Origin of the sequence: Enterobacter cloacae complex sp. P13B, assembly GCF_014895915.1 — a bacterium.
Taxonomy (GTDB): domain Bacteria; phylum Pseudomonadota; class Gammaproteobacteria; order Enterobacterales; family Enterobacteriaceae; genus Enterobacter; species Enterobacter bugandensis.
Genome location: NZ_JADBQN010000030.1, coordinates 21,220 through 36,715 on the forward strand (window position 1 = coordinate 21,220; position 15,496 = coordinate 36,715).

Annotated in this window: 12 protein-coding genes; 7 read left to right on the top strand and 5 right to left on the bottom strand. The window is 57.6% G+C overall.

Annotated features, from left to right (window positions below; all coding sequences use genetic code 11):
• Positions 1–32: 32 nt before the first annotated feature.
• On the bottom strand, positions 33–2,312 hold the full coding sequence (maeB, locus tag IM273_RS13440; RefSeq protein WP_028014008.1) for an NADP-dependent oxaloacetate-decarboxylating malate dehydrogenase: 2,280 nt from the start codon (positions 2,310–2,312) through the stop codon (positions 33–35).
• Positions 2,313–2,558: 246 nt separating this feature from the next.
• Here maeB and tal point away from each other — a divergent pair, with 246 nt between their 5' ends.
• Both tal and tkt read left to right on the top strand, forming a co-directional pair.
• Positions 2,559–3,509 carry a transaldolase gene (gene tal, locus IM273_RS13445; RefSeq protein WP_193051208.1) on the top strand — a complete coding sequence of 317 codons (951 nt, stop codon included), beginning with the start codon at positions 2,559–2,561 and terminating at the stop codon, positions 3,507–3,509.
• Positions 3,510–3,528: 19 nt separating this feature from the next.
• Positions 3,529–5,517, top strand: a complete 1,989-nt coding sequence (gene tkt / locus IM273_RS13450; RefSeq protein WP_059358550.1) for a transketolase — start codon at positions 3,529–3,531, stop codon at positions 5,515–5,517.
• Between the two features lie 23 nt (positions 5,518–5,540).
• Here the strand turns inward: tkt and IM273_RS13455 are convergent, their stop codons facing one another.
• Both IM273_RS13455 and nudK read right to left on the bottom strand, forming a co-directional pair.
• A complete protein-coding gene (locus IM273_RS13455) occupies positions 5,541–6,584 on the bottom strand; it encodes a DUF1176 domain-containing protein (protein WP_193051210.1) in 1,044 nt (347 codons plus the stop codon).
• Positions 6,585–6,693: 109 nt separating this feature from the next.
• Complete coding sequence (gene nudK, locus IM273_RS13460) at positions 6,694–7,284, bottom strand: GDP-mannose pyrophosphatase NudK (protein ID WP_126327181.1); 591 nt, start codon at positions 7,282–7,284, stop codon at positions 6,694–6,696.
• A gap of 236 nt (positions 7,285–7,520) precedes the next feature.
• Here nudK and narQ point away from each other — a divergent pair, with 236 nt between their 5' ends.
• Positions 7,521–9,215, top strand: a complete 1,695-nt coding sequence (gene narQ, locus IM273_RS13465) for a nitrate/nitrite two-component system sensor histidine kinase NarQ (protein WP_193051212.1) — start codon at positions 7,521–7,523, stop codon at positions 9,213–9,215.
• 142 nt (positions 9,216–9,357) lie between these two features.
• Complete coding sequence (gene acrD / locus IM273_RS13470) at positions 9,358–12,471, top strand: multidrug efflux RND transporter permease AcrD (protein ID WP_193051214.1); 3,114 nt, start codon at positions 9,358–9,360, stop codon at positions 12,469–12,471.
• Between the two features lie 108 nt (positions 12,472–12,579).
• Here the strand turns inward: acrD and ypfM are convergent, their stop codons facing one another.
• Entirely contained in the window at positions 12,580–12,639 is a 60-nt protein-coding gene (ypfM, locus tag IM273_RS13475; RefSeq protein ID WP_015572204.1) for a protein YpfM, read from the bottom strand.
• Positions 12,640–13,026: 387 nt separating this feature from the next.
• Between ypfM and IM273_RS13480 the strand changes: the two genes are divergently transcribed.
• Genes IM273_RS13480 through IM273_RS13490 form a run of 3 tightly spaced genes read left to right on the top strand, consistent with a single transcriptional unit; the run spans position 13,027 to position 14,736 of the window.
• Entirely contained in the window at positions 13,027–13,383 is a 357-nt protein-coding gene (locus IM273_RS13480; RefSeq protein ID WP_028014015.1) for an ArsC family reductase, read from the top strand.
• A 3-nt stretch (positions 13,384–13,386) separates the two neighbouring features.
• Positions 13,387–14,514, top strand: coding sequence for a succinyl-diaminopimelate desuccinylase (dapE, locus tag IM273_RS13485; RefSeq protein WP_028014016.1), 1,128 nt, complete (start codon positions 13,387–13,389; stop codon positions 14,512–14,514).
• Between the two features lie 24 nt (positions 14,515–14,538).
• A complete protein-coding gene (locus IM273_RS13490; protein WP_013098222.1) occupies positions 14,539–14,736 on the top strand; it encodes a YpfN family protein in 198 nt (65 codons plus the stop codon).
• 38 nt (positions 14,737–14,774) lie between these two features.
• Here IM273_RS13490 and ypfH read toward each other — a convergent pair whose 3' ends face one another.
• Positions 14,775–15,470 (bottom strand): esterase, encoded by a 696-nt coding sequence (gene ypfH / locus IM273_RS13495; RefSeq protein WP_028014017.1) that lies wholly within the window; start codon positions 15,468–15,470, stop codon positions 14,775–14,777.
• Between the last annotated feature and the right edge of the window lie 26 nt (positions 15,471–15,496).

Sequence of the window (15,496 nt, forward strand, 5' to 3'; positions counted from 1 at the left end):
TCAATCCCCAGGTCGGGTAAGCACACGCGCCCTTACAGCGGCTGCGTCTGCGCCTCAACCACCGCCAGCGCCACCATGTTCACGATACGGCGCACGGAGGCAATCGGCGTTAACACATGCACCGGCTTCGCCACGCCCATCAGCACCGGTCCTACGGTCACCCCTTCAGAGCTGGAGACGCGCAGCAGGTTGTAACTGATACGCGCCGCTTCCACGTTCGGCATAATCAGGATGTTCGCCGATCCCTTCAGCGGGCTGTCCGGCATACGTTCGTTGCGGATGCTCTCCACCAGCGCGGCATCACCGTGCATTTCCCCGTCAATCATCAGCTCCGGCGCACGCTCACGCACCAGTTCCAGAGTCTGGCGCATTTTGCACGCCGCCGCGGATTTAGACGAACCAAAGTTTGAGTGCGACAGCAGCGCCACCTTCGGCTCAATACCAAAGCGACGCACGGTCTCGGCGGCCATCACGGTGATCTCCGCCAGTTCGTCCGGGGTTGGATCGTCGTTCACGTAGGTATCGGCAATAAAGGTGTTGCCGCTCGGCAGCAGCAGCGCGTTCATCGCCCCGGCGGTGTGCACGCCGTCGCGATAGCCGAAGATCTCCTGCACCACGCTGAAATGCTCGTGGTAATCGCCGATGGTGCCGCAGATCAGCGCATCTGCCTCGCCGCGATGGACCATGATCGCGCCGATGACCGTAGTATTGCTGATCACCGCCCGCTGCGCCTGTTCCTGGGTGATCCCGCGACGCTTCATGATCGCGTAATATTCGTTCCAGTACTCCTTGAAGCGCGGATCGGATTCGTTGTTAACGATCTCGAAGTCGACGCCCGGTTTAATCTGCAGGCCCAGCTTCTGAATTCGCATCTCGATCACGCTCGGACGACCAATCAGGATCGGCTTCGCCAGCCCTAAGGTGATAAGCTCCTGCGTGGCGTGCAGCACGCGCGCCTCTTCCCCTTCCGCCAGCACCACGCGCTTCGCGTCTGCGCGAGCCTGAGAGAAGATCGGCTTCATAAACAGGTTAGTTTTGTAGACGAACTCGGTGAGCTTATCGACGTACGCGTCGAAATCCTGAATCGGACGCGTCGCCACGCCGGAGTCCATCGCCGCTTTGGCAACGGCTGGCGCAATTTTGACAATCAGGCGCGGATCGAACGGTTTTGGAATGATGTAGTCCGGGCCAAAGCTCAGATCCTGATCCCCGTACGCGGAGGCGACCACTTCGCTCTGCTCAGCGTGCGCCAGTTCGGCGATGGCGTGAACGGCGGCCAGCTTCATCTCTTCATTGATCGCCGTCGCGCCAACGTCCAGCGCCCCGCGGAAGATGAACGGGAAGCAGAGCACGTTGTTCACCTGGTTCGGGTAGTCCGAACGGCCGGTACAGATAATGGCGTCTTCGCGCACCGCCTTCGCCAGCGGCGGCAGGATTTCCGGTTCCGGGTTCGCCAGCGCCAGGATCATCGGCGCGCGCGCCATTTTCTGCACCATTTCCTGGGTCAGCACTTTCGGGCCTGAACAGCCGAGGAAGATATCCGCGCCGTCAATCACGTCCTCAAGCGTGCGCTTGCCGTCATCTTCCACGGCATACGCCGCTTTGGTTTCCGCCATGTTCGGCTCGCGGTCTTTGTAGATAACACCCTTAGAGTCGCAGACCACGATGTTGTGTTTCTGCATCCCCAGCGCCACCAGCAGGTTCATACAGGCGATGGCCGCCGCGCCCGCGCCGGAGACCACCATGCGCACGTCGGAGAGATTTTTCTCCACCACGCGCAGGCCGTTGAGAATGGCAGCGGTGCTGATAATCGCCGTGCCGTGCTGGTCGTCATGGAACACGGGAATGTTCATACGCTCGCGCAACTTCTGCTCGATATAGAAACATTCCGGCGCTTTGATGTCTTCCAGGTTGATCCCGCCGAAGGTCGGCTCCAGCGCGGCCACCACGTTGATGAACTTATCGGGATCGAGTTCGTCCACTTCGATATCGAACACGTCGATACCGGCGAATTTCTTGAACAGTACGCCCTTCCCTTCCATCACCGGTTTACCGGCCAGGGCACCAATATTGCCCAGGCCCAGCACCGCCGTACCGTTAGAGATAACGGCGACAAGGTTGCCGCGCGCGGTGTATTTGTAGGCCGCCAGCGGATCTTTTTCGATCTCCAGACATGGCGCAGCCACGCCCGGCGAGTAGGCCAGCGCCAGATCGCGCTGGGTCGCCAGTGGCTTGGTTGGGGAGACCTGAATTTTACCGGGGACAGGGAACTCGTGAAAATCGAGGGCACTCTGTTTTAACTGATCGTCCATCTTGTTATTCCTTTTACGTATCGGTCAGATAGTATCGCCGCTGAGCAGCGCATAAACTTTGAAGGCTGCCAAACTCTCACCATCACACATTAAAAATTGTTATCAATTTATAACAGCCATGTTACCCGTCTCAAAAGCAATGCCTGCCCCGTCTGCTATGCTTTTTTGTTAAGTCCATCATGATTTTCTCAGAAGTGTGAACTAACGCACTCATCTAACTCTTTTATTTCCAAGGAGTAATTATTTATGAACCAGCTAGACGGCATCAAACAATTCACCACCGTGGTTGCAGACAGCGGCGATATCGAGTCGATTCGCCACTATCAGCCAGAGGACGCGACCACCAACCCTTCGCTGCTTCTGAAAGCGGCGGGGCTTGCCCATTTTAGCCATCTGATTGACGACGCGATTGCCTACGGTAAACAGCGCGGGAAAACGCAGGAGCAGCAGGTTGCTGAAGCCAGCGACAAGCTGGCGGTTAATTTTGGTGCGGAAATTCTGAAAAGCATTCCGGGGCGCGTGTCGACCGAAGTAGATGCCCGCCTCTCGTTCGATCAGGAAAAGAGTATTAACAAAGCGCGCCGCCTGGTAGAACTCTACCAGGAACAGGGGATCGATAAGTCACGCATTCTGATCAAGCTCGCGTCTACATGGGAAGGCATCCGCGCGGCAGAGGTTCTGGAAAAAGAGGGGATCCACTGCAACCTGACGCTGCTGTTCTCCTTTGCCCAGGCGCGCGCCTGTGCCGAAGCGGGCGTGTTCCTGATCTCGCCGTTTGTCGGGCGCATTTACGACTGGTATCAGGCGAAACAGCCGATGGACCCGTACGTGGTTGACGAGGATCCTGGCGTGAAGTCGGTGCGTAATATCTACGATTATTACAAGCAGCATCGCTACGAGACCATCGTGATGGGGGCCAGCTTCCGCCGCACCGAGCAGATCCTGGCGCTCGCGGGGTGTGACCGTCTGACCATCTCCCCTGACCTGCTGAAAAAGCTGCAGGAGAGCGACGAAACGGTGATCCGCAAGCTGGTGCCGACCTCTACCGTCCTGCCAAAACCGAAAGCCATGACCGAAGCGGAGTTCCGCTGGGAGCATAATCAGGATCCTATGGCCGTGGAAAAACTGGCGGACGGCATCCGCCAGTTCGCCGTCGACCAGCGAAAACTCGAAGATCTTCTCGCCGCCAAACTTTAACCTTGCCACGGAGTGAACTATGTCCCGTAAAGAGCTCGCTAACGCCATTCGCGCCCTCAGCATGGATGCCGTCCAAAAAGCCAATTCCGGCCACCCTGGCGCCCCAATGGGGATGGCCGATATTGCCGAAGTGCTGTGGAACGACTTCCTGAAGCACAACCCCACTGACCCAACCTGGTACGACCGCGACCGTTTTATTCTCTCCAACGGCCACGCCTCGATGCTGCTCTACAGCCTGCTGCACCTTTCCGGCTACGACCTGCCGCTTGAGGAGCTTAAAAACTTCCGCCAGCTGCACTCCAAAACGCCGGGCCACCCGGAGATCGGCTATACGCCGGGCGTGGAAACGACCACCGGCCCGCTGGGCCAGGGGCTGGCGAATGCCGTCGGCCTGGCAATTGCCGAGCGTACGCTGGCCGCGCAGTTCAACCAGCCCGACCACGAGATTGTCGATCACTACACCTACGTCTTTATGGGTGACGGCTGCCTGATGGAGGGGATCTCCCACGAGGTCTGCTCGCTGGCGGGCACGCTGGGGCTCGGCAAGCTGATTGGCTTCTATGACCACAACGGCATCTCCATCGACGGGGAAACCGAGGGCTGGTTTACCGACGACACGGCAAAACGCTTTGAGGCCTATCACTGGCACGTGGTGCACGAGATTGACGGCCACGATCCGGAAGCGGTAAAAAAAGCGATTCAGGAAGCGCAGAGCGTGAAGGACAAACCGTCCCTGATTATCTGCCGTACCACCATTGGCTTCGGCTCGCCGAACAAAGCGGGCAAAGAAGAGGCGCACGGCGCGGCGCTGGGCGAAGAGGAAGTGGCGTTAACCCGCCAGAAACTGGGCTGGAAATATCCGCCGTTTGAGATCCCGAAAGAGATCTACAGAGCATGGGATGCGCGCGAAGACGGTGAGAAAGCGCAGCAGGCCTGGAACGAAAAATTTGCCGCCTACAAAAAAGCGCACCCGGAGCTGGCCGCCGAGTTTTCCCGCCGCATGAGCGGCGGCCTGCCGGAAGACTGGGACGATAAAACCCAGGCGCTGATTGAAAATCTGCAGTCCAACCCGGCGAAAATCGCTACCCGTAAGGCATCGCAAAACACCCTGAACGCGATTGGCCCTCTCCTGCCTGAGCTGCTCGGCGGCTCGGCGGATCTGGCGCCAAGCAACCTGACCATCTGGTCAGGCTCTAAATCCCTGAAGGAAGACATTGCCGGGAACTACATCCACTACGGCGTGCGCGAGTTCGGGATGACCGCGATTGCTAACGGCATCGCCCATCACGGCGGCTTCGTGCCCTACACCGCCACCTTCCTGATGTTCGTCGAGTACGCCCGAAACGCGGCGCGTATGGCGGCGCTGATGAAGGCCCGGCAGATCATGGTTTACACCCATGACTCCATCGGGCTGGGTGAGGATGGTCCGACGCACCAGGCGGTAGAGCAGCTGGCGAGCCTGCGCTTAACGCCAAACTTCAGCACCTGGCGTCCGTGCGACCAGGTGGAAGCGGCGGTGGGCTGGAAGCTGGCCGTTGAGCGTCATAACGGGCCCACGGCGCTGATCCTGTCGCGCCAGAACCTGGCGCAGATCGAGCGCACGCCGGAGCAGGTAAAAAACATCGCCCGTGGCGGGTACATCCTGAAAGACAGCGGCGGCAAGCCGGACGTGATCCTGATTGCCACCGGTTCCGAGGTGGAAATCACGGTGAAAGCGGCGGAGAAACTGACCGCCGAAGGTCACGCGGTGCGCGTGGTATCTCTGCCTTCAACGGATATTTTTGATGCGCAGGACGAGGCGTATCGGGAATCGGTGCTGCCTTCCAGCGTTGCGGCGCGCGTGGCGGTGGAAGCGGGTATTGCCGACTACTGGTATAAGTACGTGGGGCTGAAAGGGGCTATTGTGGGCATGCGGGGTTACGGTGAATCCGCTCCTGCCGACAAGCTGTTCCCGTATTTCGGCTTTACCGTTGAGAATGTGGTGGAGAAAGCGCTGAGCGTGTTGTAGTGCGACAGCGCCATCCGGCAAAACTAGCGAGTGATCCACAGCGTGGGCCAGGCGTCTGGCCCATTCCAGCTATCGCAGCTTGGCTCTTCCGCGTAGCGTACCAGGCGAAAACGCTGGCCGTCAAAACGCCAGCGCGTCTGGATCCCGCAGTCTCCAATACCGCGTCCCAGCGCCAGCGTCGTCAGCTCGCGCGTTTTCTCATCAAAGCGGGCGTTCATCAGCTCCATATCGCTGCTCTGGCTGGAGGGGGTGAACGGCAGACGTAACCTGACGCTACGGGCGGCGAACGGTTTTTTACGCGAGACCTGCCACGCCAGATCGACCGTGTTATAGGCCCCCGCTTCACAGCTGACGATCAACAGCGCTTTGTCATCCGTTAATGCAGTGACGCGCACTTCACGACGGTTAGGATCCAGCGAGCACTGGCTGTTGTTCATCCGCCACGTCCCATAATCCAGCAGCTCGTTCAGCTCGCTATGCGTCAGCGGCGTCGGCGTCGGGTTCACCACGGCCACCTTTTTTAATGCCGGTGCTGGAGGCACGCTCAGCGGCGGGCTATCTCCTTTTTTAATCCATGCCGTTTCGCTGCCAACGCGCTTCTGCTGGGCGTCGATAAACAGCAGCGCCGCCTTCAGACCGACCAGCGAGATCGTCTGCTTCCCCCCGCGCAGGGTCAGCGCCTGCCCTTCCTGAATGTTTTTCAGAAACGTGGTGATGGTACCCGCATCTTCAGTTTTGAGATGCCAGGGGGTTAACTGCCAGTGCTGCGAATTGAGCTTTAACGGAACGTTGTCGAGCAGCAGGCGCGGGGCAATGTCAGGCTCTTTAACCGGCGGGGCCGAAAGCCCGCCGAGATCGATGCGCAAGCTGGCGTCCGTTTTCGCGCCTGCACTACGGCTCAGCGTCATGACCAGACCGCGATGCTCGCCGGTGTTTCGCGCCACGCAGAAATTCTGGTTGTTGCAGGTAACCTGCCAGTCTGAAAAAGACTGCTGCGCGGGCGCAGCCCACACCAGAGGCGCGGGTAGTACGCAGAAAAAGAAGAGAAGCAAAACGCAGTAGCGCATGAATGGCACAGCCCCGGAAACGAAAAGGTCAATCTGGGGCGTATCTTCGTGCCCAGGGCGGGCGGGCTCAATCGGATTTATCGGATAGATTTATCTGAAATACACGTTATCACGACATCGGTTTAGGGTTCATTAAGCCGCTGGTTTGCAGATACTGTAACAGGATCACCGCTTTACCGTCGCGGATCTCGCCGCTTTTCACCATCTCAACGGCCTGAGTGAAAGGCATTTCCAGCACTTCAATGTCTTCATCCTCCACGCCGCCGCCGCGATGCGTGCGCTGGGCATCGGTGTATTCCGCAATGAAGAAATGGACCAGCTCGGTCACCCCGCCAGGGGACATGAAAAGCTCAAAGACTTTTTGCACCTCCCCCACTTCAAAACCGGTCTCCTCAACGGCCTCCTTGCGGATGCAGACTTCCGGCTCATCGTCATCAAGCAGGCCGGCGCAGGTTTCAATCAGGCGCCCGTCCTCATTGCCGTTGACCCAGGTCGCGACCCGAAACTGGCGAATCAGCACCACGCTTTGCTTTTCACGGTTATACAGCAGAATGGTTGCGCCATTGCCCCGGTCGTAGACTTCGCGTTTGTGGCGAATCACGTCACCGTTCTTACGGGTTAAATCGTAAGTGATGTTACGCAGGACAAAGTAATTTTCAGAAAGGATTTTGTCTTTGATAACGGTAATGTTCAGGGACATACGGGCTCCACGGCTAAATGAGTCTGTTTATACTACCCCGTGAAGCCCGCTTTGTCGTCCGTCGGCTCAAACGGCGCGTTACTTCTCGCCAGATTTCAGGTTAATGCCCAAAGCGGCTTTTGGATCAATAACCTTATCTTTAGTATGAATAAGCTATTTGCTCGCTACTGCGTTATCAGGCAATGTACAACTGCCCATGACCTGTGGCTGAGCCATTTTATGCAGAGATCCGTTCCGTGACCGTTAAACGCCCCGTTTCCGGAAGCCTTGCCTGGGCTTTCTTTTCGATCATTGCCCTGTCCGTGCTGACCAGCACCGTCGCGCTGCTGACGCTTGCCAGCAGCCAGCGTGACGCCGAAGCTATCAACATTGCGGGCTCGCTGCGCATGCAGAGCTACCGCCTCGGCTACGAGATGCAGCGCAACAGCCCCTCCCTTATGGCGCATCGTGAGAACTGGCAGCGAACGTTAAGCGCGCCTTCCCTGGAGAAGCTGAACCGCTGGTACGTCCCGGACAACGTCAAGGCGCGCTATCAGCAGTTGCATGTGGCCTGGCTGGACATGGACAAGCACATCGCCCGCGGCGACAGCGCATGGTATGACGCTCACATTGAGGATTTTGTCGGCCGCATTGATGCCTTTGTGCTCGCCCTCCAGCACTACACCGAAAATAAAATCCAGACGGTGACCCTCCTCTCTCTGGCTGGCGCGCTCGGGATCCTGCTGCTGACGCTGTTTACCCTGCGGCGCATCCGTCGCCAGGTGGTGTTGCCGCTGAACAACCTGGTGGCCGCCAGCGAACGCATTGAGCGAGGGGAATTTACCACCCCAGCGCCGGACACCGCGCTCCCCAACGAGCTGGGCCAGCTCTCCCGCGCCTTCAACCATATGTCGGGCGAGCTACATACTCTCTATCGGTCGCTCGAAGCCTCCGTCGCGGAAAAGACGCGGCATTTGCATGAAGCCCACCAGCAGCTGGAGATGCTGTTCAAATGCTCCCAGGCGCTGAATACCGGGCAGATAGACAGCCTGTGCTTCCGGCATATTTTGCAGATTGTGCATGAATACACGCAGATGAATTACCTGGAGCTACGCACCAGCGACGACTGGCGGCTGTGTGAAGGAACAGAGGTGAGCGGCATTTCTCTGCAAACCCTGCCGGTGCTGATGCAGGATACCCTCTACGGCGAGCTGCGCTGGCAAAGCGAGACGGGCAGCGTTCCTCTTCCGCTGATGAGAAGCGTGGCGACCATGCTCGGACGTGGGCTGTACTTTAACCAGGCGCAGAAGCATTACCAGCAGCTGCTGCTGATGGAGGAGCGCGCCACCATCGCCCGCGAGCTGCATGATTCGCTGGCGCAGGTACTCTCCTATCTGCGGATCCAGCTCACGCTGCTTAAACACGCCGTGCCGGCGGAAAATGCCTCCGCGCAGACGATCATCACCGACTTCTCCCGCGAGCTGAACAACGCCTGGCAGCAGCTGCGCGAGCTGCTGACCACCTTCCGCCTGACGCTAAACCATGCGAATTTACCCGCGGCGCTGCAGGAGTCTCTCGATGCCCTGCAGAGCCAGACGCAGGCGAAGCTGCACCTCGACTGCCGCCTCTCCACCCTGGCGCTTGACGCGCAGAAGCAGGTGCATTTGCTGCAGATCGTGCGGGAGGCCGTCCTGAATGCGATTAAGCACGCGCAGGCCAGCGAGATCACCGTCAGCTGCGTGACCGCCGTGGACGGCACGCACAGCGTCAGCATTCGCGACAACGGCATCGGGATTGGCGAGGCCAGCGAGCCGCCGGGACACTACGGGCTGAACATTATGCGAGAACGCGCGCAACGGCTCGGCGGAATGCTGCACTTCTCGCAGCCGCAAAACGGCGGCACGCAGGTCAGCGTGACGTTCCCCGCACCCGCGCCGTTAACAGGTAAATAACGGTAAAGGGGGAAGCGCCGGGAAAAGCGCATGATAATTTACATTATCTCCTTTATTTCTCCACGTTTGGCCTGGGCCTTACCGCTAAAGTGATGCGGGCAATAAACAATAATGACGTGCAGCAAAACGAGGTCACACTTTCATGGCGAATTTTTTCATCGATCGCCCCATTTTTGCCTGGGTGCTTGCCATCCTGTTGTGTCTGACAGGTGTCCTGGCGATTACTTCTCTTCCCGTTGAGCAATATCCCGATCTGGCACCGCCTAACGTGCGTGTCACAGCAAACTACCCCGGCGCGTCCGCACAAACGCTGGAAAATACCGTGACGCAGGTTATCGAGCAGAACATGACGGGTCTGGATAATCTGATGTACATGTCCTCCCAAAGCAGCGCCACGGGACAGGCGACTGTCACCCTGAGCTTTGAGGCGGGCACCGACCCGGACGAAGCGGTGCAGCAGGTACAAAACCAGCTGCAGTCGGCCATGCGTAAATTGCCCCAGGCCGTGCAGAACCAGGGCGTCACCGTGCGTAAAACCGGTGATACCAACATTCTGACCATCGCGTTTGTCTCCACCGATGGCTCAATGGATAAACAGGACATTGCGGACTACGTCGCCAGTAATATTCAGGACCCGCTCAGCCGTATTAACGGCGTGGGGGATATCGACGCCTACGGCTCACAGTACTCGATGCGTATCTGGCTCGATCCCAACAAGCTGAACAGCTATCAGATGACGGCGACCGACGTGACGGACGCCATCAAAGCCCAGAACGCCCAAATTGCCGTGGGGCAACTGGGAGGCACGCCTTCCGTCGATAAACAGGCCCTGAACGCCACCATTAATTCGCAATCTCTGCTTCAGACCCCGGACCAGTTCCGCAACATCACCCTGCGCGTGAATCAGGATGGCTCAGAAGTGCGTCTGGGCGACGTTGCTAAGGTGGAAATGGGTGCGGAGAAATACGATTACCTGAGCCGCTTTAACGGCAACCCGGCCTCTGGACTGGGAATTAAACTGGCCTCCGGCGCAAACGAAATGGCGACGGCGAAGCTGGTATTGGACCGTCTGGATGAGCTGTCGCAGTATTTCCCGCACGGGCTGGAGTACAAGGTCGCCTATGAAACCACCTCCTTCGTTAAAGCCTCGATTGAGGACGTAGTCAAAACCCTGCTGGAAGCGATCGCCCTGGTGTTCTTGGTCATGTACCTGTTCCTGCAAAACTTCCGCGCCACGCTGATCCCCACTATTGCCGTCCCGGTGGTGCTGCTGGGCACCTTTGCGGTGCTTTACGCGTTCGGCTACAGCATCAACACCCTGACGATGTTTGCCATGGTGCTGGCGATTGGTCTGCTGGTGGACGATGCCATCGTGGTGGTCGAAAACGTCGAGCGCATCATGAGCGAAGAGGGGCTTTCCCCGCGTCAGGCGACGCGTAAATCGATGGGACAAATTCAGGGGGCGTTGGTCGGTATCGCGATGGTGCTGTCGGCGGTCTTTATCCCGATGGCCTTCTTTGGCGGTACAACCGGGGCGATTTACCGTCAGTTCTCAATCACCATCGTCTCGGCGATGGTGCTCTCCGTGCTGGTGGCGCTGATCCTCACCCCCGCGCTCTGCGCCACCCTCCTTAAGCCGCTGCACAAAGGGGAACATCACGGCCAGAAAGGGTTCTTCGGATGGTTTAACCGCATGTTCAACCGCAACGCCGAGCGGTATGAATCTGCCGTCGGTAAAGTGCTACACCGCAGCCTGCGCTGGATGATGATTTACGTTGTGCTGCTGGGCGGCATGGTGTGGCTGTTCCTGCATCTTCCCACCTCGTTCCTACCGCAGGAAGACCGGGGGATGTTCATCACCTCGGTGCAACTCCCGAGCGGATCCACCCAGCAGCAGACGCTGAAGGTGGTTCAGAACGTTGAGCAGTACTTCTTCACCAAAGAGAAAAATAACGTTGTTTCGGTCTTCTCTACCGTCGGCTCCGGCCCGGGCGGGAACGGGCAGAACGTCGCCCGCATGTTTGTCCGCCTGAAAGACTGGGACGAACGCGACGCCAGAACGGGAACCTCGTTCGCCATCATCGAACGCGCGACCAAAGCGTTTGCCCGCATTAAAGAGGCGCGCGTCTTTGCCAGCAGCCCGCCCGCGATTAGCGGCCTGGGCAGTTCCGCCGGGTTTGATATGGAGCTACAGGATCACGCCGGCGCGGGCCACTCGGCTCTGATGGCCGCGCGCGATAAGCTGCTAGAACTAGCAGGGAAAGATCCCGGCCTGACCCGCGTTCGTCACAACGGTCTTGACGACAGCCCGCAGCTTCAGGTGGATATCGACCAGCGTAAGGCTCAGGCGCTGGGCGTGTCGATCGAGGATATCAACGACACCCTGCAAACCGCATGGGGCTCAAGCTACGTAAATGACTTTATGGATCGCGGCCGCGTGAAAAAAGTGTATGTCCAGGCAGCCGCGCCGTTCCGCATGTTGCCGGATGATATTAATCGCTGGTTTGTACGCAATAATTCTGGCGGGATGGTCCCCTTCTCCGCCTTTGCCACCTCGCGCTGGGAGAGCGGTTCGCCGCGCCTGGAGCGCTATAACGGCTATTCGGCAGTTGAAATCGTCGGGGAAGCCGCGCCGGGCGTCAGCACCGGTACCGCCATGGACACCATGGAAAAACTGGTGCAGCAGTTGCCCGCCGGTTTTGGTCTGGAATGGACGGCCATGTCTTACCAGGAGCGTCTCTCCGGGGCGCAGGCCCCTGCCCTCTATGCGCTTTCTTTGCTGGTGGTCTTCCTCTGCCTTGCCGCGCTGTATGAGAGCTGGTCGGTTCCGTTCTCGGTCATGCTGGTGGTGCCGCTTGGGGTTATCGGTGCGCTGCTGGCGACCTGGGTGCGCGGCCTGGAGAACGACGTTTACTTCCAGGTGGGGCTACTTACGGTGATCGGCTTGTCGGCGAAAAACGCCATTCTGATCGTTGAGTTTGCCAACGAGATGAATGCCAAAGGCCACGAGCTGATGGCCGCCACGCTGCACGCCTGCCGCCAGCGCCTACGTCCGATCCTGATGACCTCACTGGCGTTTATTTTTGGCGTACTGCCGATGGCAACCAGCACGGGTGCAGGCTCAAGCAGCCAGCATGCGGTGGGTACCGGCGTCATGGGTGGGATGATTTCGGCCACCATCCTGGCGATTTATTTTGTGCCGCTGTTCTTTGTGCTGGTGCGTCGTCGCTTCCCGCTCCGGGAGCGACAGGAATAACCCGCAGTCATAAAAAAGGCGGCTTAATCGGCCGCCTTTTTATTGTGTGATTAATTCACACTATGGTTATTTTACTTATTTTAGTGCTCTTGCAATTCTTACTGAATGTCATTTACGAAGCATGCCTTCGATAAAATCTTTCCAGTTCCCCAGTTCACGTTCAATCATAACAACCTCTCTTATTATTATGCGCATTCTACGAAAACGTATCATCATTGTGAAGACTGTTTAACCAATCGCTGTGATTGTACCCCGCCACCGTTGGGGATTTATGATAAATATGAACGGAGGAGTTTAAATTTTGTGTGACGGCCAGCAATATTTTGAAATAACCCTACGAACGGGTGAGTTTTATTTTACGCGCTGAGTTTATTCAGAATTTAAACACGGTGGACATCTATGCTTAAATGGTGAAAGTATATTCAGCGTACAAGTGTGAGTTGAATTAAGAAGAAGTGTAAATCCAGAGCATTCCTGAGTGTGTTATATTCCACTTAAAGATATATCTTCGAATTTACTGAACGTTTAATCGCCATAAGAGCAAAAGGATTCAACATGGTTGTGATGTACGGCATTAAAAATTGCGACACCATCAAAAAAGCACGCCGCTGGCTGGAAACTAATAACGTCGAGTACCGCTTCCACGATTATCGTGCCGACGGGCTTGATGCAGAATTTCTGCATACCGCCATTAACGAACTGGGATGGGAAGCGCTGCTGAACACCCGCGGCACCACCTGGCGTAAGCTGGACGAATCCGTGCGCGCCAGCATCAAAGACGCCGACAGCGCGGCAAAGTTGATGCTCGACATGCCGGCAATTATCAAACGCCCATTGCTCTGCAAGCCAGGTCAGCCTATGCTGCTGGGTTTCAGTGAAACCCTTTATTCTGACTTTTTCGTAGAGGTGTAGTGTATGTCATGCCCGGTCATTGAGCTGACTCAACAGCTTATTCGCCGTCCCTCCCTTAGCCCGGACGACGCAGGTTGTCAGGCATTAATGATTGAGCGCCTGCGCGCCATCGGTTTTACCGTTGAGCGCATGGATTTTGGCGATACCCAGAACTTCTGGGCGTGGCGCGGCCAGGGCGAAACGCTGGCCTTTGCCGGGCACACTGACGTCGTTCCCGCGGGTGACGCTGATCGCTGGATTAATCCGCCGTTTGAGCCGACCATCCGCGATGGCATGCTCTTCGGCCGCGGCGCGGCAGACATGAAAGGCTCGCTGGCGGCGATGGTTGTGGCGGCAGAGCGCTTTGTGGCTCAGCATCCGAACCACAAAAACCGTCTCGCGTTCTTGATCACCTCCGATGAAGAAGCCAGCGCCCATAACGGTACCGTGAAGGTCGTTGAGGCGCTGATGGCGCGCAATGAACGTCTTGACTACTGTCTGGTCGGCGAGCCGTCCAGTACCGAAGTGGTGGGTGATGTCGTCAAAAATGGTCGCCGCGGCTCGCTGACCTGTAACCTGACCATACATGGGGTTCAGGGGCATGTGGCCTACCCGCATCTGGCCGATAACCCGGTCCACCGCGCCGCGCCAATGCTGAACGAACTGGTAGGCATCGAGTGGGATAAAGGCAACGAGTTCTTCCCGCCGACCAGCATGCAGATCGCCAACGTCAAGGCCGGAACCGGCAGCAACAACGTCATCCCGGGAGATTTCTTCGTCCAGTTCAACTTTCGCTTCAGTACCGAACTGACCGACGAGACGATCAAAGCGCGCGTTGTCGCTCTGCTGGAAAAATACAACCTGCGCTACACCGTTGACTGGTGGCTCTCCGGCCAGCCGTTCCTGACGCAGCGCGGCAAGCTGGTGGATGCGGTGGTGAACGCCATTGAGCACTATAATGAAATTAAGCCGCAGCTGCTGACGACGGGCGGCACCTCAGACGGACGCTTTATCGCCCGCATGGGTGCACAGGTTGTCGAACTGGGTCCGGTTAACGCGACGATTCACAAAATCAACGAGTGTGTGAACGCAGCCGATTTACAACTACTGGCCCGCATGTATCAACGTATTATGGAGCAACTCGTCGCCTGACGAGCGCTCAGAGAGGAATAGCGAATGGATTGGCTTGCAAAGTACTGGTGGATTCTGGTGCTGGTGTTTCTGGTCGGCGTACTGCTGAACGTGATTAAAGACCTTAAGCGCGTTGACCACAAAAAGTTTCTCGCGAATAAGCCGGATCTCCCGCCGCACCGTGATTTTAACGACAAGTGGGACGATGACGACGACTGGCCGAAGAAGGACCAGAAGAAGTAATCGGTCTGTATCCCCTCTCCTGTGGAGAGGGGATAACCTCACATAAACTCAACAATATCATCATCATTCGGCTTACCGCCGCTGAGCGCTTCATCAAAGTAGTGCTTCGGCACGGTATAGCGCAGATGGTCGAGCGCAAACTGCATGCTGCGGTCGTCGATCGCGTGGCCCAGATCGTCAACAATATCCAGCGTCACATCCCCGCCCTCACGCACCAGCGCTTCCTGGGCAGCTACCGCATGCGAAAGCTCAATCACCCGATCTTCACCACCGTGAATGAGATGGATGGTGGTCTGCGTGGTCGCGCTTGTCGGTAGCGTTGCATAACGCCCGTTAAAAGCGATGACGCGTGAAGCCAGACCGGGCTGCGCTTTTACGCTTTCCAGCGACATGATTGACCCCTGCGAGAAGCCAATCAGCGCCGTTGCGTCAGCGCCTACGCCGCTCTGCTGCTGCCAGTAGCGCACGATGTCGATAAACGTGGGCATGATCGCATCAATGCGCGCCTGACGGTTCTCCTCCGTCACGCCCTGAACCGGGAACCACTGCCGTCCGTCTGGACCGCACGGCTCCACGCCGCCGATGCTGACGATCAATGCTTCCGGAAAAACGGGCGCAAACCAGCGGCCAATCTGTCCCATATTGACGGCATTATCGCCCACGCCATGAAACAGGAGCAGTAACTGTTTAGCCGGTTTGTCAGGGCTTTGAACAACAAAATGGTCGTGTTTCATGGCGGTCTCCTTAATTGATGAGCAGG